At 63.8% G+C, this 24,940-nt stretch carries 25 protein-coding genes and 2 riboswitches; of the genes, 14 read left to right on the forward strand and 11 right to left on the reverse strand.

Features of this window, described 5'->3' with window-relative positions:
- The first annotated feature begins 27 nt into the window (after positions 1-27).
- The 7 genes from RQP55_RS00915 to RQP55_RS00945 all read left to right on the forward strand — a co-directional run bounded on the left by RQP55_RS00915 (position 28) and on the right by RQP55_RS00945 (position 7,090).
- Positions 28-1,185, forward strand: coding sequence for a deoxyguanosinetriphosphate triphosphohydrolase (locus RQP55_RS00915; RefSeq protein WP_315608295.1), 1,158 nt, complete (start codon positions 28-30; stop codon positions 1,183-1,185).
- Positions 1,178-1,855 (forward strand): NAD(P)H-binding protein, encoded by a 678-nt coding sequence (locus RQP55_RS00920; protein ID WP_315608296.1) that lies wholly within the window; start codon positions 1,178-1,180, stop codon positions 1,853-1,855. The genes RQP55_RS00915 and RQP55_RS00920 overlap by 8 nt, the downstream gene beginning before the upstream one ends.
- Positions 1,856-1,927: 72 nt before the next feature.
- A riboswitch (glycine riboswitch) is annotated at positions 1,928-2,034 on the forward strand.
- Positions 2,035-2,136: riboswitch (glycine riboswitch) on the forward strand. It begins immediately after the preceding riboswitch.
- Between the two features lie 32 nt (positions 2,137-2,168).
- Complete coding sequence (gene gcvT, locus RQP55_RS00925; protein WP_315608297.1) at positions 2,169-3,314, forward strand: glycine cleavage system aminomethyltransferase GcvT; 1,146 nt, start codon at positions 2,169-2,171, stop codon at positions 3,312-3,314.
- Between the two features lie 5 nt (positions 3,315-3,319).
- Positions 3,320-3,691, forward strand: a complete 372-nt coding sequence (gene gcvH / locus RQP55_RS00930) for a glycine cleavage system protein GcvH (RefSeq protein WP_315608298.1) — start codon at positions 3,320-3,322, stop codon at positions 3,689-3,691.
- 4 nt (positions 3,692-3,695) lie between these two features.
- Positions 3,696-5,051, forward strand: coding sequence for an aminomethyl-transferring glycine dehydrogenase subunit GcvPA (gene gcvPA, locus RQP55_RS00935; protein ID WP_315608299.1), 1,356 nt, complete (start codon positions 3,696-3,698; stop codon positions 5,049-5,051).
- Positions 5,048-6,607 carry an aminomethyl-transferring glycine dehydrogenase subunit GcvPB gene (gcvPB, locus tag RQP55_RS00940; protein ID WP_315608300.1) on the forward strand — a complete coding sequence of 520 codons (1,560 nt, stop codon included), beginning with the start codon at positions 5,048-5,050 and terminating at the stop codon, positions 6,605-6,607. The genes gcvPA and gcvPB overlap by 4 nt, the downstream gene beginning before the upstream one ends.
- Positions 6,608-6,613: 6 nt before the next feature.
- Entirely contained in the window at positions 6,614-7,090 is a 477-nt protein-coding gene (locus RQP55_RS00945; protein ID WP_315608301.1) for an ABA4-like family protein, read from the forward strand.
- A gap of 4 nt (positions 7,091-7,094) precedes the next feature.
- Here the strand turns inward: RQP55_RS00945 and RQP55_RS00950 are convergent, their stop codons facing one another.
- Both RQP55_RS00950 and RQP55_RS00955 read right to left on the reverse strand, forming a co-directional pair.
- The gene (locus RQP55_RS00950) at positions 7,095-8,267 is read right to left on the reverse strand and encodes a hypothetical protein (protein ID WP_315608302.1); all 1,173 of its coding nucleotides are present in this window, start codon (positions 8,265-8,267) and stop codon (positions 7,095-7,097) included.
- Positions 8,268-8,409: 142 nt separating this feature from the next.
- Complete coding sequence (locus tag RQP55_RS00955; protein WP_315608303.1) at positions 8,410-8,544, reverse strand: entericidin A/B family lipoprotein; 135 nt, start codon at positions 8,542-8,544, stop codon at positions 8,410-8,412.
- 111 nt (positions 8,545-8,655) lie between these two features.
- On the opposite strand from RQP55_RS00955, the gene RQP55_RS00960 reads away from it, so the two are divergent.
- Positions 8,656-8,871 carry a hypothetical protein gene (locus RQP55_RS00960; protein WP_315608304.1) on the forward strand — a complete coding sequence of 72 codons (216 nt, stop codon included), beginning with the start codon at positions 8,656-8,658 and terminating at the stop codon, positions 8,869-8,871.
- On the opposite strand, the gene RQP55_RS00965 is transcribed toward RQP55_RS00960, so the two are convergent.
- Positions 8,868-10,391 (reverse strand): CpaF family protein, encoded by a 1,524-nt coding sequence (locus RQP55_RS00965; RefSeq protein ID WP_315608305.1) that lies wholly within the window; start codon positions 10,389-10,391, stop codon positions 8,868-8,870. The two genes, RQP55_RS00960 and RQP55_RS00965, sit on opposite strands and share 4 nt — an antisense overlap.
- Before the next feature lie 173 nt (positions 10,392-10,564).
- Between RQP55_RS00965 and RQP55_RS00970 the strand changes: the two genes are divergently transcribed.
- The 3 genes from RQP55_RS00970 (at position 10,565) to RQP55_RS00980 (ending at position 12,866) form a co-directional block, all read left to right on the forward strand.
- Positions 10,565-11,479 carry a DMT family transporter gene (locus tag RQP55_RS00970; protein ID WP_315608306.1) on the forward strand — a complete coding sequence of 305 codons (915 nt, stop codon included), beginning with the start codon at positions 10,565-10,567 and terminating at the stop codon, positions 11,477-11,479.
- A gap of 83 nt (positions 11,480-11,562) precedes the next feature.
- Positions 11,563-12,024 (forward strand): DUF6265 family protein, encoded by a 462-nt coding sequence (locus tag RQP55_RS00975; RefSeq protein ID WP_315608307.1) that lies wholly within the window; start codon positions 11,563-11,565, stop codon positions 12,022-12,024.
- A gap of 5 nt (positions 12,025-12,029) precedes the next feature.
- Positions 12,030-12,866 carry a PhzF family phenazine biosynthesis protein gene (locus RQP55_RS00980; RefSeq protein WP_315608308.1) on the forward strand — a complete coding sequence of 279 codons (837 nt, stop codon included), beginning with the start codon at positions 12,030-12,032 and terminating at the stop codon, positions 12,864-12,866.
- A 55-nt stretch (positions 12,867-12,921) separates the two neighbouring features.
- On the opposite strand, the gene RQP55_RS00985 is transcribed toward RQP55_RS00980, so the two are convergent.
- The 5 genes from RQP55_RS00985 to RQP55_RS01005 are packed head-to-tail and all read right to left on the reverse strand — an operon-like array spanning position 12,922 to position 17,686.
- Positions 12,922-13,179, reverse strand: coding sequence for an ATP synthase F1 subunit epsilon (locus RQP55_RS00985; RefSeq protein ID WP_315608309.1), 258 nt, complete (start codon positions 13,177-13,179; stop codon positions 12,922-12,924).
- A 5-nt stretch (positions 13,180-13,184) separates the two neighbouring features.
- Positions 13,185-14,672 carry a F0F1 ATP synthase subunit beta gene (atpD, locus tag RQP55_RS00990; protein ID WP_315608310.1) on the reverse strand — a complete coding sequence of 496 codons (1,488 nt, stop codon included), beginning with the start codon at positions 14,670-14,672 and terminating at the stop codon, positions 13,185-13,187.
- A 25-nt stretch (positions 14,673-14,697) separates the two neighbouring features.
- Complete coding sequence (locus RQP55_RS00995) at positions 14,698-15,576, reverse strand: F0F1 ATP synthase subunit gamma (protein ID WP_315608311.1); 879 nt, start codon at positions 15,574-15,576, stop codon at positions 14,698-14,700.
- Positions 15,577-15,599: 23 nt separating this feature from the next.
- Positions 15,600-17,129 (reverse strand): F0F1 ATP synthase subunit alpha, encoded by a 1,530-nt coding sequence (gene atpA / locus RQP55_RS01000; protein ID WP_315608312.1) that lies wholly within the window; start codon positions 17,127-17,129, stop codon positions 15,600-15,602.
- Positions 17,130-17,131: 2 nt separating this feature from the next.
- Positions 17,132-17,686: a F0F1 ATP synthase subunit delta gene (locus RQP55_RS01005; RefSeq protein ID WP_315608313.1), complete on the reverse strand. Its 555-nt coding sequence runs from the start codon at positions 17,684-17,686 to the stop codon at positions 17,132-17,134.
- A 158-nt stretch (positions 17,687-17,844) separates the two neighbouring features.
- Between RQP55_RS01005 and RQP55_RS01010 the strand changes: the two genes are divergently transcribed.
- The 3 genes from RQP55_RS01010 (at position 17,845) to RQP55_RS01020 (ending at position 20,576) form a co-directional block, all read left to right on the forward strand.
- Positions 17,845-18,525: a dienelactone hydrolase family protein gene (locus tag RQP55_RS01010; protein ID WP_315608314.1), complete on the forward strand. Its 681-nt coding sequence runs from the start codon at positions 17,845-17,847 to the stop codon at positions 18,523-18,525.
- A gap of 79 nt (positions 18,526-18,604) precedes the next feature.
- Positions 18,605-19,654, forward strand: a complete 1,050-nt coding sequence (locus RQP55_RS01015; RefSeq protein WP_315608315.1) for a methylated-DNA--[protein]-cysteine S-methyltransferase — start codon at positions 18,605-18,607, stop codon at positions 19,652-19,654.
- A 34-nt stretch (positions 19,655-19,688) separates the two neighbouring features.
- Positions 19,689-20,576, forward strand: coding sequence for a type II CAAX endopeptidase family protein (locus RQP55_RS01020; protein WP_315608316.1), 888 nt, complete (start codon positions 19,689-19,691; stop codon positions 20,574-20,576).
- Here RQP55_RS01020 and RQP55_RS01025 read toward each other — a convergent pair.
- From RQP55_RS01025 to RQP55_RS01035, 3 genes are read right to left on the reverse strand one after another with little or no spacing between them, the layout of a single operon-like run.
- On the reverse strand, positions 20,569-21,201 hold the full coding sequence (locus RQP55_RS01025) for a glutathione S-transferase (RefSeq protein ID WP_315608317.1): 633 nt from the start codon (positions 21,199-21,201) through the stop codon (positions 20,569-20,571). The two genes, RQP55_RS01020 and RQP55_RS01025, sit on opposite strands and share 8 nt — an antisense overlap.
- Positions 21,195-22,769, reverse strand: a complete 1,575-nt coding sequence (locus tag RQP55_RS01030) for a cryptochrome/photolyase family protein (protein ID WP_315608318.1) — start codon at positions 22,767-22,769, stop codon at positions 21,195-21,197. Before RQP55_RS01030 ends, RQP55_RS01025 begins: the two co-directional genes overlap by 7 nt.
- Complete coding sequence (locus RQP55_RS01035; RefSeq protein ID WP_315608319.1) at positions 22,766-24,931, reverse strand: primosomal protein N'; 2,166 nt, start codon at positions 24,929-24,931, stop codon at positions 22,766-22,768. The genes RQP55_RS01030 and RQP55_RS01035 overlap by 4 nt, the downstream gene beginning before the upstream one ends.
- Positions 24,932-24,940: the final 9 nt, after the last annotated feature.

The raw sequence follows: 24,940 nt of genomic DNA on the forward strand, positions 1-24,940 counted from the left end.
TGCGGCCAATTGGATAAAGGCAAGCACTTGAAGGCTGCATTTGCCTCTGATGCTGCGCAATCGCGCGGGCGCGAATTCGCACTGGAAGGCGCGCTGGCGCGCGGCCCGCGTAGTGCGTTTCAGCGTGATCGCGATCGGATTGTCCATTCGATTGCCTTCCGGCGACTGCGGCACAAGACCCAGGTTTTCGTGGCCCCCGATGGGGACCATTACCGCGTCCGCCTGACCCATAGTCTGGAAGTGGCTCAGATCGGCCGGGTGATCGCCCGCGCACTGGGGCTGGACGAGGACCTGACCGAGGCTCTGTGCTTGGCGCACGATATCGGTCACCCGCCTTTTGGTCATGCTGGCGAAGATGCGCTGAATGCTGCGCTGGAACTGCATGGCGGGTTTGATCACAATGCTCAGGCCCTGCGTACGCTAATGCGGATCGAAAGCCCCTATTGTGAGCATGATGGGCTGAACCTCACCTGGGAGGTTCTTGAAGGACTGGCCAAGCACAATGGGCCGGTTGGCACGGTCAATTGGGCTTTGGCGGAATTGGACGCGGCCTATCCGCTCGATCTCAAGACCTGGCCCTCGCTAGAGGCGCAGGTTGCAGCGATTGCCGATGATATCGCCTATGACAACCATGACATCGACGATGGCTTGCGCGCCGGGTTCCTTGAACTGGACGAGCTGCTGACGCTTGATTTCGTTGCTGAGCAGTGGCGTGCGATCGAGCGCAAGTTCCCCGCCGCTCCGCTGGACCGCCGGCTGCGCGAGCTGGTTCGCAGCCAGATCGGCTGGATGGTCAATGATGTGATTGCTGAAACCGCTAGCCGCGCAACCGGCATGGCGAGCGCTGATGATGTCCGTGCTGCCAGCCAGGCCACCTGCGCGTTTTCTGAAGGATTGGCGGGGCACGAACGCACGCTCAAGCGCTTCATGTATGACCGGCTCTATCACCATCCGCAGCAGCTCCAGACGGCCGAGCGGGCGCGAGCGGTGACGGCAGAGCTCTTTGCTGCCTATGCGCAGGATCCGGCGTTGATGGAAGCAGGGTGGGCCAGCCGTCTGCCCGCAAGCGAGCCACAGCGCAGCCGCTACATCACCGATTACATCGCCGGGATGACCGATCGCTTTGCGATTGCCGCCCACGCTGCGATCTATGGCCGAACCCCTGAAGGACTTCGCAATGTCTAAAGTTACCCGCATCGCTGTGGTCGGCGCTTCGGGCCTGGTCGGGCAAAGCCTGATCCGTCTGGCTGTTGGGCGCACGGATATACGCCTGGTTGCCATTACCCGGCGGGAAATTCCTTTGCCGCCGGGCGCGCGGATGGAAGTGCTTGTTGCTCCGCCTGAAAACTGGGGTGATGCCATTGCTGCGTCCAATGCGGATGTCCTGGCCTGTGCGCTCGGCACGACCTGGAAAAAGGCGGGCAAGAACGAGACCGAATTCCGCGCCATCGACCAGCACCTGGTCCTGGCTTGCGCCAAAGCCGCCAAAGAGGCGGGGATGCGGCAGATCATCTCGATCTCTTCGGTTGGGGCCGATGCCATGGCCAAGAACTTCTACCTCAAGGTCAAGGGCGAGACCGAGCAGGGGCTGGGCCGGGTTGGCGTCCAGCGGCTGGACGTGCTGCGTCCGGGCCTGCTGCGCGGCCCGCGCGAGGAATTTCGTCCTGCCGAACTGATTGGCCGCGCGCTGAGCCCGGTGGCCGACCTGTTCCTGAATGGTCAGTACACCAAGTATCGCTCCATCAAGGCAGAAACGATCGCGAAGGCCATTATTGGGCTGACCAAGGAAAAGGCCGCCGGACGCTTTGTTTTTGAGCATGAAGCGATCCTCCGGGCAGCACGCAAGGCAGGCTGAGTACCTGGCGGGGGAAGGACCGCAGGCGCGGGATTGACTCGCTCGCCGCCGACCGCCATCGCCCAAGTCATCGCTGATCGCGCGGGAGAGTTCCGGCGATTCGTCTGTTGACGTGTCGCCGGGCGCCGAAGGAGCAACCGCCCCGGAATCTCTCAGGCACAAGGGACCGCGTGGGTCGATAGCGATACTCTGGAAAGTGTCCCACCCGTTGGGGCCGCCGAAGGGGTAACCCGGTTTATGGCTGGGGAAAGCTCTCAGGTTTCCGTGACAGAGGGGGCACCGGTTTTGGTGCATTTCTGTGCGGGGTTCTGCTGTGGGCGACGTCCATTCAATCAATGATGAAGAAGTGGGCGAGCCCGAAGTGCTCACCCTGCCGCTTGATGCCTGGCACCGCGGGCGTGGCGGCCGGATGGTCGAATTCGCGGGTTACTGGATGCCGGTTCAGTACGAAGGAATCATTGCCGAACATCTCTGGACGCGGACCAGCGCCGGGCTGTTCGATGTCAGCCACATGGGGCAGCTCTACATTTCGGGTGAGGGCGTGGAGCCAGCGCTTGAAGCCGTGCTGCCGATCGATCTGGCCACGCTGAAGCCCAATGGCCCGCGCTATTCGCTGCTGCTTGATGAGAACGGCGGCGTGCTGGATGACCTGATGGTCACGCGGTGGAGCAACGGCTTCTACCTCGTCGTCAACGGCGCGACCAAGTGGGACGATATCGGCCACCTGCGCGAGCATCTGCCCGACGAGGTGACGATCAACCACCTCGACGACAGCGCCCTGCTGGCCTTGCAGGGGCCACAGGCTGCTGCGGCGCTGGAACGGATCGTCGCTGGCGATCAGCCGCTGTCGTCGCTAACCTTTATGAAGGGCGCTGCCTTCAAGATCGACGGTGTCGATGCCTGGATCAGCCGTTCGGGCTATACTGGCGAGGACGGGTTCGAAATCTCGATCCCTGCCGAGGCTGCGGAGCGCGTGGCTGACCTGATCTGCGCCCAGCCGGAAGTGAAGCCGATTGGGCTCGGTGCGCGGGATTCGCTGCGGCTGGAAGCCGGCCTGCCGCTTTATGGCCATGACCTTTCGCCCGAGACCAGCCCGGTCGAAGCCGGCCTGCTGTTCGGGATCAACAAGCGCCGGCGCGCCGAAGGCGGCTTTCCGGGCGCTGACCGCATCCTGCGCGAGATTGCCGATGGCACGGCGCGCAAGTGGGTCGGGCTGGTGCTGGAAGGCCGCCAGGCCGCGCGCGAGGGGGCAACCGTCCACTTTGGCGCTGACCAGATTGGCGTGGTCACCTCTGGCGGGTTCTCGCCCAGCCGCGAGCAGCCGATTGCCATGGCCTATGTCACCACCGCCCACGCCGCGCCGGGCACCAAGCTTGAGATCGAGGTTCGGGGCAAGCGCCTCGCCGCCGAGATCGTCCCCACACCCTTCGTACCCCATCGTTACTTCCGAGGAGCCTGACCGCCATGACCCGCTATTTCACCCAGGACCACGAATGGATCGACGTTGACGGCACCAGCGGTACCGTTGGCATCACCGACTATGCGCAGAGCCAGCTGGGCGACATCACCTATGTCGATCTACCCGCCGCCGGCACCGCGGTGAAGAAGGGCGATGCCCCTTGCGTGGTTGACAGCGTCAAGGCCGCGTCGGACGTCTACTCGCCCGTCTCCGGCACGATCACTGCCGCCAACGATGCGCTGGGCGATGCCCCGGAAACGGTCAACACCGATCCCGAAACGGGCGGTTGGCTGTTCCGGATCGACCTGAGCGACACCGCTGAACTCGATGGCCTGATGGATAAGGCCGCCTACGACGCCTACGTCGCGGAGCTCTGAGCCCATGCGTTACCTGCCCCTGACCCCTGATGATCGCAGCGAGATGCTGGGCGTGATCGGCGCGGGAACGATCGATGACCTGTTCGTCGATGTTCCCGCCGAAGCGCGCTTGCCCGGGCCAGTTCCCGGACTGCCCTTGCGCCAGAGCGAAATGGCGGTCGAACGCCACTTTTCGAACCTGGCCCGCAAGAACAAGGCGGCTTCCGATCATCCGTTCTTCCTGGGGGCAGGGGCCTATAAGCACCACGTGCCGGCCAGCGTCGATCACCTGATCCAGCGCGGCGAGTTTCTCACCGCTTACACACCCTACCAGCCCGAAATCGCGCAGGGCACGTTGCAGGTGCTGTTTGAGTTCCAGACCCAGGTCGCCCGCCTGTTTGGCTGCGATGTGGCCAATGCCTCGATGTACGATGGCTCGACTGCATGCTGGGAAGCGATCGGCATGGCCGGCCGCGTTACCCGCCGCAAGAAGGCGGTGCTGAGCAGCGGCTTGCATCCGCACTATGTCAGCGTCGCCAAGACCATGGCCCGCTTTACCGGTGACGCGCTGGATACGGCTACGCCGAGCCTTGGTGGAACCGATCTGGACCGCCTGATCGCTGCGATTGACGGTGAAACCAGCTGCGTGGTGGTCCAATACCCCGACGTGCTCGGCCGGATCGAAGACCTCTCGCCGCTGGCAGCGGCCTGTCAGGCTGCCGGCGCGCTGCTGATCGCGGTGGTGACCGAGCCGGTTGCGCTGGGGGCGATCAAGTCACCCGGCGAAATGGGCGCCGATATCGTGGTGGGCGAGGGGCAGTCGCTGGGCGTCGGCCTGCAGTTTGGCGGGCCCTATGTTGGCCTGTTCGCCACTCGCGACAAATATGTCCGCCAGATGCCCGGCCGCCTCTGCGGTGAGACAGTCGATGCTGCCGGCAAGCGTGGTTACGTGCTGACGCTCTCGACCCGAGAGCAGCACATCCGGCGTGAGAAGGCGACGAGTAATATTTGCACCAATTCAGGACTTTGTGCGCTGGCCTTCAGCATTCACATGACCTTGCTCGGTGAGCGCGGCCTGCGCGACCTGGCGACGCTGAACCATGCCCGTGCAGTTCAGGTGGCAGATAGGCTGGCGGCAATCCCCGGCGTCAGCCTGGTCAACGACAGCTTCTTCAACGAATTCACCCTGACCCTGCCCAAGCCCGCCCGCGGCGTGGTCCATGACCTTGCCGCCAAGGGCGTGCTGGGCGGCGTTTCGCTTGGCCGGCTCTATCCGGAAGAGGCGGCGCTGGAGAACGGCCTGGTCGTTGCCGTTACCGAAGTCGCTTCGGATGAGGACATTGCTGCCTTTGAAGCAGCGCTGAAGGAGGTGCTGGCATGAACGCCCCGAACACCGCCGGCTGGCGCCCTGAAATGGGTGAAGGCCACATCGCCCGCGACGAAACCTTTACCGGCAACCGTGCGCTGATGCTGGAAGAGCGACTGATCTTCGAGATCGGCGATACCAGCACCACCGGGGTCGATATCGATCCGGCTCCTGCCGCGCCGTCGCGGCTTGGCGGCCTGACCCGGTCCGATGCGATTGGCCTGCCGGGCCTGTCAGAGCCGGAAACGGTGCGGCACTACACCCGCCTCAGCCGCCAGAACTATGGCATCGATCTGGGCTTCTTCCCGCTCGGTTCGTGCACGATGAAGCACAATCCGCGCCTCAACGAAGCTGTGGCGCGGATGAAGGGCTTCAAGGACGTTCACCCGCTCCAGCCGCGCGAAACCGTGCAGGGGGCGCTGGCCGTGATCCACGAACTGGCCGATTGGCTGGTGACGCTGACCGGGATGGACAGCGTTGCGATGTCGCCCAAGGCTGGCGCGCATGGCGAACTGTGCGGGATCCTGGCGATCAAGGCCGCACTCGAAGCGCGCGGGGAAGACCGCAAGGTCATTCTGGTGCCCGAGAGCGCGCACGGCACCAATCCGGCCACCGCTGCCTTTGCCGGCTTCAGCGTGGAGAATATCCCGGCGACGGAAGCCGGGCGGGTTGATCTCGCGGCGCTGAAGGCCCGTTTGGGGCCGGACGTAGCCGGGGTGATGATTACCAACCCCAACACCTGCGGTCTGTTTGAGCCCGATCTCAAGAAGATCTCGGACGCGGTCCATGCTGCCGGCGGCTATGTCTATTGCGATGGTGCGAACTTCAACGCGATTGTTGGCAAGGTGCGCCCGGGCGATCTTGGCGTCGATGCCATGCACATCAACCTGCACAAGACGTTCTCCACGCCGCACGGCGGGGGCGGGCCGGGTTCGGGACCGGTTGTGCTGTCGGCTGCGCTCTCACCCTTCGCGCCGCTACCCTATGTCAAGCGCGACGCCGATGGTTCGCTCCGCCTGGTTGAGGAAGAGACGGCGGCCACCGACCAGCCAGACAGCTTTGGCCGCATGGTCGCCTTCCACGGCCAGATGGGCATGTTCACCCGCGCGCTGGCCTATATCCTCAGCCACGGGGCCGATGGCCTGAAGCAGGTGGCCGAGGATGCGGTGCTCAACGCCAACTACGTGCTGCGCAGCCTCGAAGGCGCGCTGGATGCGCCCTTCGGCCATTCCGGTCCGTGCATGCACGAAGCGCTGTTCACCGACCACGGCTTTGCCGAGGGCTTCTCCACCCTGGATGTCGCCAAGGGCCTGATCGACGAAGGGTTCCACCCGATGACGGTCTATTTCCCGCTGGTGGTTCATGGTGCGATGCTGGTCGAACCGACCGAGACCGAAAGCAAGGCCGCGCTTGACCAGTTCATCGGCGCGCTGCGTTCGGTGGCGATGCGGGCCAAGCAGGGCGATCCGGCGCTGAAGACCGCGCCGCACTTCGCCCCGCGTCGCCGGCTTGATGAAACACTGGCGGCGCGCAAGCCCGTACTGGCCTGGAAGGGCGATCAGGGAGAGTAAGCGGCGATGTGGCAGGCGATGTTCTCATTCACCAATGCGGTGGTGCTCATCGCCTGGCTCATTCTGGCTTTCCTGCCGCGCAAGCCGCTGGCGACCACGGCAGTGCTCTACCTTGGCGTGGCGCTGCTGTGTCTGTGTTATACGGTGATGTTCGTGCTGCTGCTGAGCGGCAGCGTCGATCCCGGACAGGTGCCGGGCAGTGCACCCTATGTTGCGTCCGACTATTCGATCGCGGGCCTGCGCAAGCTATTCATGTCAGACGGCGGACTGGTGATCGGCTGGACCCACTATCTGGCCTTTGACCTGTTCACCGGTCTGTGGATCGCCCGTGATGCCGATAACAAGGAATTCAGCCGGGCGGCGCAGTTGCCGTTCCTGTTCGCGACCTTCATGGCCGGCCCGCTTGGCCTGTTCACCTGGCTGATCGTGCGTGAGCGCCGGGCCCGGGCGATGAACCCGGCGCAAAACCGCATCCGGCTGTAAGGGCTTAGCCTGCTTCCTTGCTGGAAGGGGCTTCGTAGTTCTCTGGCGTCAGGTCGATCCGCTCGATCCGCGGCGTTGCCTCGCGCTGGCGCAGGCGGGTGCCGGTCGTAATTTCCTCAAACCGCGCGGTAAGTGTATAGCGTTCGATCATATAAAAGCCCGGCGCGGTGCCGCCGTCCTTCTTGAGCGGTGCGTAGATCCGCTTGGCAATATTGGCGAGCACGGGCTTTAGCCAAGATTTGTCACCGAAGGTCCGCAGGGCTTCGATATCGGTCACGTGGCCATTGGCGTCGATCCAAAAGCCGACGTCGGCCCACTGGTTACGCCCCTGAAGCGCGGTTAGCCGGTTCAGCGTGTTGAGGCCGGGCTGACCTTCAGGCAGGTCCTTGTCCAGATCGATCCGGGGGATCGGTTCGGCATAAAGCAGGATCGGCCGGCTTGCCCCGCCGCGTTCGGCAAAGCGCTTGATAAGGGCATCGGTGCTGCCGGCATCGCCGGCCTTGCGATCGACCTTGGCCTTGATGACTTCGGCGGCAAGCGCGAAATCGCTGCTTTCGGGCAGGGGGCGCTGGATCAGTTCGTCCAACCGGTCTTGCACGTTCTTCAGGTTGTAGGCGTTGGGGGTCTGATCATATTGCCCCCGCCAATAGAGCGCTTGGCGCAACCGTGAAAAGCTTGCCACCCGGGGCTGGCCTGCGGCCAGGGCGCGTTCCTCTACGTCCTTGTAAATCCGTTCGGCGTCCTTGGAAAAACCAAGCTTCGCACGGCTGTCTCCCACCTCGATCTGGGCGACGAGCGTGCGGAAGTCATTTTCGCCAAAGCCCTTCTTGAGGGTATCGCGCATGTCGAGGACAGAAAGCTGGAAGTCCTTTGCTTCGCCCATCTGTTCGGAAATCCGGCCATTGGCGCGCAGCAGGTCGGAAACCGGAACGGGGAAGGCCTCGCCATGTTTGCGATTACGGCCGAGCGAATCCTTCAGCGTGGCGCGGCTGTTCTTGTAGTCGCCCGAAACGAACAGGTTCTCGGCATGGGCCAGCGTGGCCTTGATGTCTTCGTCCGGTGGGCACTTGCGCTCAAGACAGGCCTTGAGATCGGCTTCGGTTTGCTTGAGCGACTTGCCGGTGACGATAATGTCTTCCGCCTGCGCAGGGGCGGCCAAGGCCATCGATAGGGCCATGCCGAGGGCGGGGAGGACAGCGCGGTGCATAACCAAGATCCTGAAAGAAAAGCGTTCATTCCGCCCTATCAGGTCTTCGGGTCAAAGGCAGCATTGATCGACCAAGTGCAAACCTGGTCGGGTCAATGGCACGCGGAGACGTTTAGCGGTTGATGGCCTTATCACCTGCCTCGCCAACGGATTCTATGTCCTGGCCCAGCCCCTTAACGGTGTTGCAGGCCGCCGTGGCAATGGCCAGCGAGGCCAGTGCAATGGCCGCAATCATGCGCTTCTTCATGGTTCGTCTCCTCGACAGAGTGATTTGACCGCACCTGCGCTAGGTAGTGTTTCACAGGGTGAATGCATCGCCTGCCTTGACGGCCAGCGACGAACCGAGCAGCGCAGCGCGATGAATTGGGATTGGCTTGACGCGGAATGGCTGCCCTGGGCCGAACTGTGCGGCGGCGCCGTGCTGGTCGCGATCATCGCCTGGCTGGGCGAGCGGCGGCGCATGCGGCGCAGCAATCCCGATGCCGTGGGCTTCATGCCGTGGGGCACCGTTTTCGTGCTGGCGCTGTTTGTCGTCCTGATCTCCGCAGTCTTTATCCTGCGTGACGCGCTCTAGAGGCAGGCTTCCAGATAGGCCTGGTCAAAGCCGAACTGGCGGGCCTTTTCCAGCGTGTAGGGACGCAGGCCCGACGGGCGGAATTCGCCAATGATCTTGCCGTCGTCGGTCTCGTCCAGATACTCGAACTTGAACAGTTCCTGGGTGACGATCACATCGCCTTCCATCCCGATCACCTCGGTGATGTTGGTGGTGCGGCGCGAACCATCGCGCAGGCGCTTGACCTGGACGATGATATCGACCGATTCCGCGATCTGGCGGCTGATGGCTTCCTTCGGGATCTTGATGTCGCCCATCAGGATCATGTTTTCCATACGGCCCAGGCATTCGCGCGGGCTGTTGGCGTGGAGCGTACACATCGATCCATCGTGGCCAGTGTTCATTGCGGCGAGCAGGTCAAAGCACTCTGCGCCGCGGATTTCGCCAAGGATGATCCGGTCCGGTCGCATACGCAGGGCGTTCTTGACCAGGTCGCCAATGGTGATCGCGCCCTGGCCTTCCAGGTTCGGCGGACGGGTTTCCAGCGGCAGCCAGTGCGGCTGCTGCAGGCGAAGTTCGGCGGCATCTTCGATTGTCAGCACGCGCTCGCCCGGGTCGATCATTTTCGACAGGGCATTGAGCATGGTTGTCTTGCCCGAACCGGTACCGCCCGAAATGACGATGTTCATGCGGCAGGCGCCGGCGATCTTCAGCGCCGTGGCCATCTTGTCCGACATCGAGCCGAAATCGCGCAGCATGTCGATCGTGATCGGCTTTTCGGAGAACTTGCGGATCGAGATTGCCGTGCCGCGCAGCGAGAGCGGCGGAACGATGACGTTGACGCGGCTGCCATCCTTGAGGCGGGCGTCGGCCAGCGGCGTGGTCTGGTCAACGCGGCGGCCAACCTGGTTTACGATCCGCTGGGCGATCTGGAACAGGTGGCTTTCATCGCGGAAGCGGATCGGCGCCAGCTGAAGTTTGCCCTTCTTTTCGATGTAGGTCTGGTCCGGCCCGTTGACCATGATGTCCGAAACGTCCGGGTCGTTGAGCAATTCTTCGAGCGGACCGAAGCCAAGCAGTTCGTCGATCAGGACCTTCTCGAGCGCGAACTGCTCGCGCCGGTTGAGGGTAACCTTCAGCTCGGCCAGCACTTCCATGATGATCGGGCGAAACTCTTCGGAAAGCTCGTCCTTGCTCAGCGTGGCAGCGGCCTCGGGGTCAACACGTTCAAGCAGGCGCGGCAGCACCTGTTCCTTGATCTTGTGAACAGAGGCTTCGAAGCCTTCGGCGTGGTATTGGTTGTCGACGATGCCGTTGACGCGGTCTTGCAACCTGGTCATCGCGTCGGCCTTCAGGGCCGGGCCGCTCTCAAAACCGCCCGCCTCGGGCGTTTCACCGGGCAGTGGCGGGAATTGGTCACCGCCGGGAAGCGGGGCCTTCGGCGCCTCGATACCGCCTTTCATCGGACGTGCGACACCGAACTGGGGGCGTGCCCCCGGTGCCATGCCACCTACTCCGTTGCGTCGGCCAAATGCGCTCATACTGACAATTCCCAACTGTGCCGCAGTTCATCCATGATTGTTCATGGCTACCTCAGGGCTAAGCTGGATGGTGAATAGACAGGAAACTTTGATTATTTCCTAATGTTGCGGACCAGCCGGAACGGCGGCTTGGCAAATCTGTTGGCCCGTCTAAGGGTGCCCCGTTCCGCGATATGAAGGTTCGAATTTTGACGTCTGAAAGCCGCTCCGGCCTCCTTTATGCTCTTGCCGGATTTGCGGTGCTTTCAACCGGGGATGGGCTCATCAAATCGATGGCCGGGCAATGGTCGCCGGTGGCTATTGCGGCTCTGCGCTTCAGCCTTGCAGCCATGGGACTGGGCTTGATTGTGCTTTACCGTGAGGGGCGCAGCGCGCTGCGCGAGTTGTGGCGTTGGCCGCAAGCCGGGAGAGGGTTTGCGCTGGCGATTTCTTCAACGATTTTCTTTACTTCGTTGTTCGTTCTCCCACTGGCAACAGCAACGTCACTTACCTTTACCAGCCCGATGTTCACCGGCCTGTTTGCCGCCGTCCTGCTGGGGGAGCCCGCGCGCAGGGAGACTTGGATCGCCTCCGCCGTTGCGTTTGTTGGCGTGCTGATCGTGCTGCGGCCCAATCTGGCCGCGGCCGGCTGGTGGGCCTTGCTACCCGTCGTTTCGGCGATGTTCTTTGCCATGGTGATCATCGGCAATCGTTTTGTTGCAGGCCAGGCTTCAGGGTTGGTGATGCAGTTCGTGGTGGCGGCCTATGCCGCGCCAATCCTGCTGCTTGCCGCCCCGCTGTTCGCGCTGACCGGGATCCAGCGGTTTGCGCTGTTTGTCCCGGATTGGACGGTGATAGCCCGCTGTGCCGTTGTTGCGGTTACCGCCAGCTGTGCGCACTGGCTGGTCTATATTGGCACGACCAAGTCAGGCGCGGCGCGGGTTGCGCCCATGTCCTACGTCCAATTGCTGGTCGCCAGCGTTATCGGCTGGGCCTGGTTCGGCGACCATCCTGACGTTTGGACCATGATCGGCGCGGTGGTGATTGTTGGTGCCGGGTTATACCTCTGGCGCTCGGGTATGGTGAAGGAGCCGGCCGAAAACGCATAGGCCGAACGAGCCGCAGCATACCTCGCTTGGCTTGTCGCGCGTGGCAGCTAGAATAGAGCCTGATCCCAACCTGGATTCCGATCATGAAGCAGCTGCTCCTTACCGTTCTGCTGACATTGTCAGCCCCGCTGAGCGCGCAAAGCGCGGCGCGCAGCCTGCCGGAATGGATGGCCGGGACCTGGATGACCGAAGACGGCGCCACCTGGTCTGACGAGGTTTGGACCGATGCGCGCGGTGGTCTGATGCTTGGCATCGCCCGGACCGGGTTTGGGCCGCGGCTTGATAGCTGGGAACTGGCCCAGATCCGTCAGCGCCCCGATGGCACGATTGCGTTCGTTGCCCAGCCGCGCGGCAAGGATGCCAGCGAGTTTCCGATGGTACTGGTCAGCGAGGAGGCGATTGAATTTGCCAACCCGGCGCATGATTATCCGCAGCGGATCCGCTATTGGCGGCAAGGCAAGCTGCTGATGGCCGAAATTTCTAAGATCGACGGCAGCCAGGCCATGCGCTGGAATTACCGGCCCGTCGTTCCCCCGCAGGATTAATCCAAATGACTTTTTCCCGCCGTTTTGCCCAAGTCGATGTGTTCACCGCCGTGCCACTGATGGGCAACCCCGTGGCCGTGGTACTCGATGGGGAAGGGCTATCGACCGAGCAGATGCAGGCAATGGCTGCCTGGACCAACCTGTCGGAGACGACCTTTGTCCAGCCGCCGACGCAGGACGGCGCAGACTATCGCGTGCGGATCTTCACGCCCAAGGCCGAACTGCCTTTTGCCGGGCATCCCACGCTGGGCACGGCCCATGCGGTGATCGAGGCGGGGATTGCCAAACCGCGGGAAGGGCGGCTGGTACAGGAATGTGCGGTGGGCCTGGTTGAATTGACGGTTGGCGCGGACCGTCTGTCCTTTCGTCTCCCGCGCTATGCGCTGACGGAACTGAACGATCCCGAAGCAACCGGCTGGATCAATGCCCCGGTAAAGGGGGCGGCGCAGGCGGTGGACGTCGGCCCGGTCTGGTTGGTGGCCGAGGTTGATGGGATCGCCGCGCTGGAAAACCTGGCCCATGATGAAGCCCGGCTGGCGGCCTATTATGTGCCCAAGGGCTGGACCGGCGCGACGCTCTATGCCGCCGAAGGGGGCCGCGTTGTCGTGCGCAGTTTTGCGCCGGGCGACGGTATTCCCGAAGATCCCGTGTGTGGCAGCGGGAATGGCGCGGCGGCGGCCTTCCGGTTGATGGCCGGGCAGGTGAGCAGCGGTGACACCTACCGTGCCAGCCAGGGACGGCAGGTTGGTCGTGACGGCTGGATCGACGTCCGCTTTGACGGCGCCGACATCCACATCGGCGGGCAGTGCGTGACGGTGATTGCCGGCAAGGCGAGCATCTGAAACAAAAAGGGCGACCCGAAGGCCGCCCTTTGCTTGTCCGGGATTGGCGAAAGCCTTAGCCTTCGACGTGTTCCGCAAGGACGGTCAGGCCGGTTGCGGCGACTTCGGCGAAGCCACCCTGGACCTGGATTTCCTCCGGGGTAGCGCCTTCGGTCCGGTAGACCTTGATTGCGCCGTCGCGGACGGTCGACATGAAGGGCGCGTGTCCTTCAAGCACGCCGAACTCGCCTTCCGCACCGGGGACGACCACCATGTAGACGTCTTCGGAGCGAACGAGCCGTGCCGGCGTGACGAGTTCGAAGTGCAGAGCCATGATGCTTAGGCGTCCTGAGCCAGCTTCTTGGCCTTTTCGACCGCTTCGTCGATCCCGCCGACCATGTAGAAGGCGGCTTCGGGCAGGTGATCGTATTCGCCTTCGACCACGGCCTTGAACGAACGCACGGTGTCTTCAACCTGGACGAACTTGCCCGGGATGTTGGTGAAGACTTCGGCAACGTGGAACGGCTGCGACAGGAAGCGCTGGATCTTGCGGGCGCGGGCAACGGTGAGCTTATCTTCTTCCGAAAGCTCGTCCATGCCCAGGATCGCGATGATGTCCTGCAGCGACTTGTACTTTTGCAGCGTTTCCTGAACGCGGCGGGCAACGTCGTAGTGCTCCTGACCGACAACGGCCGGGGTCAGCACGCGGCTGGTCGAGTCGAGCGGGTCAACGGCCGGGTAGATGCCCAGTTCCGAAATCGCGCGCGACAGGGTGGTCGTGGCGTCAAGGTGCGCAAACGAGGCGGCCGGGGCAGGGTCGGTAAGGTCGTCCGCGGGAACGTAGATCGCCTGCACCGAGGTGATCGAACCCTTGGTGGTGGAGGTGATGCGTTCCTGCAGCGCGCCCATGTCGGTTGCCAGGGTCGGCTGGTAGCCCACGGCCGAAGGAATACGGCCGAGCAGCGCCGACACTTCCGAACCCGCCTGGGTGAAGCGGAAGATGTTGTCGACGAAGAACAGCACGTCCTGACCTTCCTGGTCGCGGAAGTATTCGGCCATGGTCAGGCCCGAAAGCGCAACGCGGGCGCGGGCACCCGGGGGCTCGTTCATCTGGCCGAAGACCAGCGCCACCTTCGAACCGTCGGGCGTGGCGTTGCCATCGGCGTCCTTGGCGATAACGCCGGCGTCGAGGAATTCGTGGTACAGGTCGTTACCTTCGCGGGTGCGTTCACCGACGCCCGCGAAGACCGACACGCCGCCGTGGCCCTTGGCGATGTTGTTGATCAGTTCCTGGATCAGCACGGTCTTGCCCACGCCGGCGCCGCCGAACAGGCCGATCTTGCCGCCCTTGGCGTAAGGGGCGAGCAGGTCGATGACCTTGATGCCGGTGACGAGGATCGCGGCTTCGGTCGACTGCTCGATGAATTCCGGGGCCTTGGCGTGGATCGGTGCGCGCAGGTCGGTGTTGACCGGGCCGCGCTCGTCGATCGGATCGCCGACAACGTTCAGAATGCGGCCAAGGGTCTGCGGACCAACCGGGACCGAGATCTGCGCACCGGTGGCGGTGACCGACTGACCGCGGGTCAGACCGTCGGTCGAGTCCATCGCGATCGTGCGGACGGTGTTTTCACCCAGGTGCTGGGCGACTTCGAGCACCAGGCGCGAACCGTTATTATCGGTTTCGAGGGCCGAGAGGATCGCCGGCAGTTCGCCGTCGAAGGTCACGTCGACGACGGCGCCGATGACCTGGCTGATCTTGCCGCCAGCGGCGTTGGCAGCCGCGGGAGCGGCCTTCTTGCGAGTGGTGGTCTTGGCTGCGGTGGCCATGGTCGTTTCCTTGCCTTGAAAGTCGTTAGAGCGCTTCGGCGCCCGCGATGATTTCGATCAGTTCGGTGGTGATCGCGGCCTGGCGGCTGCGGTTGTACTGGATGGTCAGCTTGTTGATCAGGTCGCCGGCGTTGCGCGTGGCATTGTCCATCGCGGTCATCGACGCGCCCTGTTCCGAAGCCTGGTTTTCCAGCAGCGCACCGAACAGCTGGGTGCGCAGGAAGCGCGGTAGCAGTTCGGCGAGGATTGCCTCTTCCTCAGGCTCGTATTCCACCACGGCACCGTCGCTGTTGCCAGCGGCAGCCTTGGGGGCAGGGACGGGGATGATCTGCTGTTCGGTCGGGACCTGTGCCAGCGCGCTCTGGAAGCGCGAATAGAACAGGTGGGCCACGTCGAACTTGCCCTCGTCGTAAAGCGCGACGAGTTCGGCTGCGATCTTTTCAGCTTCGGCAAAGCCAGGCTCGCGCACATCGGTGGTGTCGAACATGGCCAGTACGGCCTTGGGATAGAGGCGACGGACCACCGCGCGGCCCTTGCGGCCCACGAGGTAGAACAGCACCGTCTTGCCTTCGGCTTCGAGCGCGCGGGCCTTGACCAGCGCGGCCTTGACGATGTTCGAGTTGAACGCGCCGCACAGGCCCTTGTCCGAGTTGGCAACGACCAGGAGATGAACCTGATCCTTGCCCGTCCCGGCGAGGAGCTTGGGGCTGTTCTCGCTGACCGTGATCTTGCCGGCAAGCGAACCCATCACATCAGCCAGGCGCGACGCATAGGGGCGCGCAGCCTCGGCATTGGCCTGAGCCTTGCGCAGCTTGGCCGCAGCGACCATCTGCTTGGCCTTGGTGATCTTCTGGGTCGACTTGACCGAGTTGATCCGACCTTTGAGTTCCTTAAGCGAGGCCATGAAGCCTTACCCTTTCAATCGGATCAGGCGAACTGCTTCGCGAAAGCGTCGAGCGCGGCAACCGTCTGCTTCTTGGCATCATCGCCAAAGTCGCGGCTGTCACGGATCAGCTTGAGCACGGCGGCGTGCTTGTCGCGCATGAAGCTAAGCATTTCGGCTTCGTAGCGGACAACATCGCTGGTCGCGACGGCATCGAGGTAGCCGTTGGTGCCGGCGAAGATCGACACGGTCTGCTCTTCGAACGGCAGCGGGCTGAACTGGCCCTGCTTAAGCAGTTCGGTCAGGCGCGCACCGCGGTTCAGCAGCTTCTGGGTCGAGGCGTCGAGGTCCGAACCGAACTGGGCGAAGGCCGCCATTTCGCGGTACTGCGCCAGTTCCAGCTTGATCGAGCCGGCCACCTTCTTCATCGCCTTGGTCTGGGCGGCACCGCCCACGCGGCTGACCGACAGACCGACGTTAATCGCCGGACGGACGCCCTGGTAGAACAGGCCGGTTTCGAGGAAGATCTGGCCGTCGGTGATCGAGATCACGTTGGTCGGAATATAGGCCGACACGTCGCCGGCCTGGGTTTCGATGATCGGCAGTGCGGTCAGCGAACCGCCACCAAGGCTGTCGTTCATCTTGGCCGCGCGCTCAAGCAGGCGGCTGTGGAGATAGAACACGTCGCCCGGATAGGCTTCGCGGCCCGGCGGGCGGCGCAGCAGCAGCGACATCTGACGATAGGCGACGGCCTGCTTCGAAAGGTCATCATACACGATCACGGCATGCATGCCGTTGTCGCGGAAGAATTCGCCCATGGTCGCACCGGTGTAGGGCGCCAGGTACTGCAGCGGAGCCGGTTCCGAAGCGGTTGCGGCGACGACGATCGAATATTCCATCGCGCCGTTTTCTTCGAGCTGGCGAACGATCTGCGCCACGGTCGAGCGCTTCTGGCCGACGGCGACGTAGATGCAGTAGAGCTTCTTGCTCTCGTCGTTACCGGCGTTCACGCCCTTCTGGTTGATGAAGGTGTCGATCGCGACGGCGGTCTTGCCGGTCTGGCGGTCACCGATGATCAGCTCGCGCTGGCCGCGGCCAACGGGGACCAGGGCGTCAATTGCCTTGAGGCCGGTCTGCACCGGTTCGTTCACCGACTGGCGCGGGATGATGCCCGGAGCCTTGACTTCGACGCGCTGGCGGGTGGCGCCTTCGATCGGGCCCTTGCCGTCGATCGGGTTGCCCAGGGCGTCAACCACGCGGCCCAGCAGGCCCTTGCCGACGGGGACGTCGACGATGGTTTCGGTGCGCTTGACGGTGTCGCCTTCCTTGATCTCGGCGTCCGAGCCGAAGATCACGACGCCGACGTTGTCGGCTTCGAGGTTCAGGGCCATGCCCTTCACACCGTTGGCGAACTCGACCATTTCACCGGCCTGGACCTTGTCGAGGCCGTGAATGCGGGCGATGCCGTCGCCGACGGACAGCACGGTGCCGACTTCCGAGACCTGGGCCTTCGTACCGAAGCTGGCGATCTGGTCCTTGATGACCTTCGAGATTTCAGCGGCGCGGATATCCATGTTCAGCCTTTCATCGCATTCGCGAGGGTGTTCAAACGGGTACGGATCGAACTGTCGATCTGGGTGGAGCCGATCCGGACCACCAAGCCCCCGAGCACTTCGGGGTCGACATTCGCCTTGATCTTAACGTCCTTGCCTTCACGCGCCTTCAGCTTGGCGGCAAGCGCCTTGAGCTGGGCATCGCTGAGCGGGTGGGCGCTGGTCACTTCAGCCGTCACTTCACCGCGGGCGGCGGTGGCGATGGTGCTGAAGGCGCGAACCACATCGGGCAGCGCGGCGAGGCGGCGGTTGGCCGCCAGCACGCCGATGAAGTTCTGGGTCAGCTTGTGCAGCTTCAGCACCTTGCCGACTTCGGCCATGGCTGCCGCAGCTGCTTCGCGACCGATCTGGGGATTGCGAATCAGCGCGGCCAGATCGACATTGCCGAGAATTGCCACGCCCAGCTTGTCGAGGTCACCCTCGACAGCGGAAACAGCCTTGGATTCGCTGGCCAGCTCATAAAGCGCAGAGGCGTATCGCCCCTGCAAGCTGGCCGTAATGCCGCCGGAATTCTCCACGCGCTCAAGTTCCTTGCATCGGGTGCATTGATGGGGCGGACGCGGACATGGCCCGCAGATCTGCCCCTCGGACGGGGGCGCGCATAGCGACGATTGTATTGCGATGCAAGGTGGGGCTAGGACTTTGCCGGGCAGGAACCATGCAGGGAAGCGAATAGATGGGCGAAACGATCACTCTGACTATGTCTGATGGGTATCAGATGCCGGTCTATCACGCCGCGCCAGAGGGCGAGCGCCGGGGCGGTCTGGTTCTGGTGCAGGAAATCTTCGGAGTGACCGATCATATCCGCGAACTGTGCGATGAATATGCCAGGGACGGTTATGACGTGCTCAGCCCGGGCCTGTTTGATCGGCAGGAACCGGGCTGCGCACTGGGCTATACGGGCACGGACTGGGACCGGGCGGTGCAGATCGCCCGTACCGAGCATGACTGGGATCAAGGCCTGAAGGACACGCAGGTCTGTATCGATTGGCTGGCGGACCGGGGCGGGCCGGTCTTCATCGTCGGCTATTGCTTCGGCGGGTCGGTGGCCTGGCGGATGGCGCAGATCAGTCCCAACCTGACGGCCGCCTCTTCTTATTATGGTGGCTATGTCGCCACGCGCTTTGCCGATGAGGCGCCGCAATGTGCCACGATCTGCCATTTCGGGCGCTATGATCCGCTGGTGGACTTCGCCCCGGTGGAAAAGCTCATCGAAAAGCAGCACCCGACCGCACAGATTTTTGTCTATGAAGCGGGACACGGCTTCAATTCTGATCGGCGCAAGGACTGGCATCCGGAAAGCGCAGACCTGGCCAAGCAGCGCACGCTGATGCTGTTCCGCGCCTGTGGGGGCTGATATTTGAGTTTGAGCGCAAGGACCGGGACGCAACGCGAGTCTATTTGCGGCAGGGCTTGCTTCACCAAGGAGCCATGCCATGACTGCCACGATGATTGACGCCGAAGATGCCTGGACCGCAGTGCTCGCCCGCGACCGGGCCTTTGACGGGCGTTTTGTCACCGGGGTGCTGACCACCGGGATCTATTGCCGTCCGTCCTGTGCGGCGCGGCATCCGGCGCGGATGAATGTGCGTTTCTTTGCTGATGGCGCTGCGGCACGGGCAGCGGGGCTGCGGCCCTGCAAGCGCTGCATGCCCGATGACGTCTCGCGCGACGAGCGGGCGGTGCTGGCGGCCATCGCGGCAATCAAGGCGGCGGAGCAGCCCTTGGTCCTGGCCGCGCTGGCCGGCGAAACCGGCTATTCGCCAAGCCATTTCCAGCGGGTCTTCACCCGTCACACCGGCCTTTCGCCAGCAGCCTATGCCCGCGCCCTGATGCAGGAACGGGCCGCCCAGGCCTTGACGGGCGAGGGCAAGGTGACCGAAGCGATCTATGCCGCCGGCTATTCCGGGCCGAGCCGGTTTTACGAAAGCAATCAGGGGAGATTGGGCATGGCGCCTTCAGCCTGGGCCAACGGGGGTAAAGGCGTAACCATCCATTGGGCTGTCGTGCCGACCTCGCTTGGCGCGATGCTGGTTGCCGCGACCGACAAGGGCGTGTGCCGCCTGTCTTTCAATGAAGGACGCGAGGCATTGGAAGCCCGCTTCCCCAAGGCCGAGCTGGCAGCGGGCGGGGCAGAATTTGCCGCGCTCCTTGAACAGGTGGTCGCGGCGGTCGAAGCTCCCGGCGATTTTGCGCACATTCCGCTCGATGTGAAGGGCACCGCCTTTCAGGAGGCCGTGTGGAAGGAACTGCAACGGATCCCGGCCGGCGAAACGCGTACCTATGCGCAGCTCGCCGCTGCGGTCGGCCGCCCCAAGGCCGTGCGGGCAGCGGGCTCTGCCAACGGCGCCAACAATGTTGCCGTGCTGATCCCATGCCACCGCGTGATCGCAACAGGCGGCGGGATGGGCGGCTATGCCTATGGGCTGGAGATCAAGCGCAAGCTGCTGGCCAAGGAAGGCGCGATTGACGAGGACCTGTTGTAGTGCATTGATGGCCCCCTGAAAGTTGGGGGTATCAATGTCCGAACAAGTTCCTGCCGCGCCGTCGCTGGCCCGTCGCATCATAGCCCACCCGGCCAGCCTGCTGCTGATCGGTTTCGCGCTGATGGTGGTGGTTGGCGGGCTCGGCTCAATTGCGCTCAACAAGCTGTTTGGCGCGCTCGATGTAGCGCGGAACACACCGGTTCGCCTGATCGCCGCCGTGGTCCTCGCGGCGCTCTTCATCGGGGCCTACAAGGGCTACAAGCGCTGGATCGAGCGCGCCCCGGACCGCGAGCTAGAATTCGTTGGCGCTGGGCGTGAACTATCGCTCGGGCTGCTTGGAGGAGCGTTGCTGTTCACGGCCATGACCGGCATTGTCGCCTTGCTGGGCGGCATCGAAATTCTTGGGGTCCGCGGCCTTGGCATGTTCTGGTCAATGGCGGCGATGGCGGTGTTCAGCGGGGTGTTCGAGGAAATCCTGTTCCGCGGGATCGTGTTTCGCCAGCTGGAGGCCTGGCTCGGCTCGTGGATTGCGCTGGCGCTATCCTCCGCACTGTTCGGTGCACTTCATATCATGAACCCCGGCGCCAGCTGGTATTCGAGCGTGGCCATCGCGGTGGAAGCCGGGATCCTGTTGGGGGCGGCCTATATGCTGACCCGGCGGTTGTGGTTGGCCATCGGCATCCACGCGGCGTGGAATTTTACGCAAGGCTGGGTTTTCTCGGTCCCGGTGTCGGGAGGAGAGGCTCCACTCGGCCTGCTAGTCACCCGCCGCATCGGGCCTGACTGGTTGACCGGCGGCGATTTTGGCCTGGAAGCCAGTGCCGTGGCGGTGGTCGTCGCGACTATGGCAGGACTGACCCTGTTGTTGCTGGCAATCAGGGGCGGCAAGCTGGTTCCCGCCCCGTGGCGCCGTCCTAGCTGAGCATCGGCGCCATGCCGGGTTCGGCCTTGGCCATGGCCCGCTGATAGGCCGGACGCTGGCCGATCCGTTGCAGGTAAGCGGCAATGTTCGGGAAGGCCTCCAGCGACATGCCGCCAAAGGCGCGCGAGGTCGTCAGGTTAAAGCCCATCATGATGTCGGCCGTGGTCAGGTTGCGCCCGCCGAAAAACTCTGCCTCGCCCAGTCGAGCCTCGGTCATCGCCCAAGCCTTGGCAACGCGGTCGGCGACGAAGGGCGGCGCCGCGGTTGCGCCCAAGGACTGCGCGACCAGCCCCATCATGCCGTTGGTCATGAAGGTGGCATTGGAAAAGTGGAACCAGAACAGGTGATCGGCAAAGTCAGGATCATCCACGCCAGGTGACAGGCGGCAGCCGCCGTACTTGCGATCAATGTATTCGCAGATCGCGCCGCTTTCGCCCAGGACCAGATCGCCATCGGTGATCACCGGGGCGATGCCCATCGGGTGCAGCGCCTTGTATTCGTCGGGCGCCAGCCGGTTGTCCTCGCGCCGGGTGTAGAGCTTGAGGTCGTAGTCGATCCCCAGTTCCTCGCACAGCCAGACGATCCGCTCGGATTGCGAGATGCGCAGGTGATGGACAGTCAGCATGGGGAACGCTCCTCTTGGTGCTGCCGCGACCAGCCGGCGTCAGCAGGCTGCAATTGCTGCAGGAAGGCTTCTGCGCTGGCAAGATATTCCGCGCGCTTGCTCTCATCCATCCGCCGCCAGGTTGCATAGGGATTGGCAAGGCGCATGTTGCGGCTCAGCTTGGCTGCGTTGCGATCAAGGAAGTGCCAGTAAAGCGAATTGAACGGGCAGGCATCCGGCCCGGTCTTCAGCTTCACTTTATAGCGGCACGATCCGCAGTAAGTGCTCATCCGGTCGATGTAGGCGCCGCTCGCGGCATAGGGCTTTGAGGCCAGCCGACCGCCATCGGCAAACAGCGCCATACCGGCCACGTTGGGCAGTTCGGCCCAGTCAAAGGCATCGGCGTAAACCACCAGGAACCAGTCGGCCACCTCCTGCGGCTTGATCCCGGCGAGGAGGGCAAAGTTGCCCAGCACCATCAGCCGCTGGATATGATGGGCATAGGCATTGTCGCGGGTGGTGCGAACGCAGTCGGCCAGGCAGGCCATGTCGGTCTGGCCGGTCCAGTAGAAGTCCGGCAGCGGGCGGTTTGCCTCCAGGAAATTGTCCTCGGCCAGCCCCGGCATCTCCAGCCAGTAAACCCCCCGAATGTACTCCCGCCAGCCAATCAGCTGGCGGATAAAGCCTTCAACTGCGGCCAGCGGCGCACGCCCCGCACGATATTCCGCCTCGGCCCGGCGGCACAGGTCGATCGGATCGAGCAGCCCCAGGTTGATCGCGGGAGAGAGGACCGCGTGGAACAGGAAATCCTGTCCGCGCACCATGGCATCCTGCCACTGGCCAAAAGTGGGCAGGCGCTCTGCCAGAAAGGCACTGGCCGCCAGTTCGGCCTCTCCAGCAGTGACCGGCCAGTTGAAGCGATCAAGCGCGCCGAAGTGATCGGCAAAGTGTGCTTCAACCAAATCGATGACTTCGGCGGTTATGCCATCCGGCGCAAAGCTGGGCAGGGGCGGGCCTTTCAGGCCGGGCGGCGGGCCGGAACGGTTTTCGGCGTCATAGTTCCACTTGCCGCCCACCGGGTCCTTGCCATCCATCAGCAGGCCCGTGCGTCGCCGCATTTCGCGGTAGAAGAATTCCATCCGCAATTCCTTGCGGCCTGCCGCCCAGCCAGCAAACTCATCGCGGGAACACAGGAAGCGGCTATCGGGCAGGATTTCGACCGGGCAGGGGGTGAAGGTCTGCCAATCGAGCATGGCCTGTTCAACCCGCCAGTCACCTGGCTCAACCACCCGGATCAGGCGCGGCGCATGGCGCTGGGCAGCGCGGATGACTTCGCCCGTGAAGCTGTTTGAATTTTCGGGATCGTCCAGTCCGATGTAATCAACCTGCCAGCCGTCCGCGCGCAGTTCTGCCGCGAAATGGCGCATGGCAGAAAAGATCAGCGCGATCTTGGCCTTGTGATGGCGAACGTGGGTGGCTTCCTCGGCCACTTCCATCATCAGCACGATCGTGTCGTTTTTGGCGCAGCCTTGCAGGCTGGCGAGCGCGTGCGAAAGCTGATCGCCCAGAATGGGCACGAGCACGGTCATACGAAGGAATAGGGATCGATATCGACGGCAACCCGCACGCCCTGCGGAAAGGCCAGGGTGCCCAGCCACTGCCGGATGATGTCCTGCAACTGGGCTGAGCGCCGGGCATTGATCAGCAGGCGATAGCGATAGCGGCCACGCAGCAGCGAAAGCGGGGCTGGGGCAGGGCCCAGGATCATCACGTCGGGCAAGTCCGGGCTGGCACTGCCGATCTGGCGCGCGGCGTCGCGCGCCTCGGCCTCGTCCTCGCTGGAAACGATGATCGCCGCCCAGCGCCCGAATGGCGGCGCGCCGGCATCGCGGCGGGCCTCGGCCTCGGCGGCGTAGAAGGCATCGCGGTCTCCGGCGGCAAGTGCGGCGATGACGGCGGCTTCGGGATGGCGGGTCTGGATCAGCACTTCGCCGGGTTTTACGCCGCGACCGGCACGGCCGGCTACCTGGGCTATCTGCTGGTATGTCCGCTCGGCCGCGCGCAGGTCGCCGCCTTCAAGGCCCATGTCGGCATCGATCACGCCCACCAGCGTCAGTTCGGGGAAGTGATAGCCCTTGGTGACGAGCTGGGTGCCGACGATCACGTCGATCGCGCCGCCTTCCGCCCGGGCAACGAAATCGCCAATCTTCTCCGGGTTGTTGAGCGTGTCCGAAGTCGCGATGGCGATCCGCGCTTCTGGAAACAGGGCCGTCACCTCGTCCGCGATCCGTTCCACGCCCGGGCCGCAGGCGACCATACAGTCCGGCGTGTGGCATTCCGGGCAGGCCTCGGGCACTTCGGAGGCATGGCCGCAGTGGTGGCAGGCCAGCCGCCGCGACAGGCGATGCTCCACCAGCCAGGCCGAGCAATTGGGGCACTGGAAACGATAGCCGCAGTGGCGGCACAGCGTCAGCGGCGCATAACCCCGGCGGTTGAGGAACAGCAGCGTCTGCTCACCGCGCTGCAAGCGTTCCTCCAGCGCCTTGACCAGGCTCGGCGCAAGCCAGTGCTGGCGCGGGGGCTCATCCTTGCGCAGGTCAACCACCTCGACATGGGGCAGGGTGGCCCCGCCGAAACGGCTAGGCAGGTCGATCTTGGTATAGACCCCGGCCTCAGCCAGTTGGAGCGATTCCAGCGCCGGGGTGGCGCTGGCCAGGATAACCGGGATCGCCTCGAACCGCGCGCGGATTACGGCGACATCGCGGGCATTATAGCGCACTCCGTCATCCTGCTTGAACGAAACCTCGTGGGCTTCATCAACCACAATCAGGCCAAGTTGCCTGAACGGCATGAACAGGGCTGAACGCGCGCCGACCACCACCTGCGCTTCGCCAGAGACAATCGCCCGCCAGGCCCGCCGCCGCTCGCTTTGCTTGAGGCTGGAATGCCAGAGGACGGGCGGCACGCCGAACCGCGCTTCGAACCGGCGCAGGAAGTTTTCGGTCAGGGCGATTTCGGGCAGCAGAACCAGAACCTGCCTGTTGTCCTTAACCGCGGCGGCGATCGCTTCGAAATAGCATTCGGTCTTGCCTGATCCGGTCACGCCATCAAGCAGGAAAGGCTGGAAGCCCCCGTTATCAACCGCGGCAACGAAAGCGTCCGCAGCAGCCTGCTGCAGTTCGGACAGCTCCGGCTGGGCATGGTCGGGCCGGGCGCGGGGATAGGCGCGATCAAGATCAACCGTCACCGGCTCCAGAATGCCGGCGTTGACCATCCCGCGCAGTACGCCTTCCGAGACCGAGGCCAGTTCGGCCAGTTCGCGGATCGATGCCTGCTCACCCTGCAAGGCGTCCAATGCGGCCGCGCGCTGCGGGGTGAGGCGGGCCGGTTCATGGCCCGAGAGGCGATATTCGGTGGTCGTCCCGCCGCCGCGCAGAGCAGCCATCGATCCCAGCATCATCCGAGCCACCGAATTGAGCGGGGCGCAGTAATAGTCAGCCGTCCACTCGATCAACCGCCGCAGCGGCGCGGAGATCGGCGGCACGGGCAGGGCTTCGAGCAGCGGTCGCAGTTTTGCCTCGGGCACTTCGGTGCCGTCCAGCCGGTCCGGCTCCCAGACAATCCCCAGGACCTGCCTTGGCCCCAACGGGGCAACCACCACGCTGCCCAGCTCAATCGCCATGCCCGGCGGCACCCGGTAATCGAGCACCGACAGCACAGGATTGAAGACAAGAAGGCGGACGCGGGTCATGACTTGCGT

The organism is Novosphingobium sp. APW14 (assembly GCF_032337075.1).
Taxonomy (GTDB): Bacteria; Pseudomonadota; Alphaproteobacteria; order Sphingomonadales; family Sphingomonadaceae; genus Novosphingobium.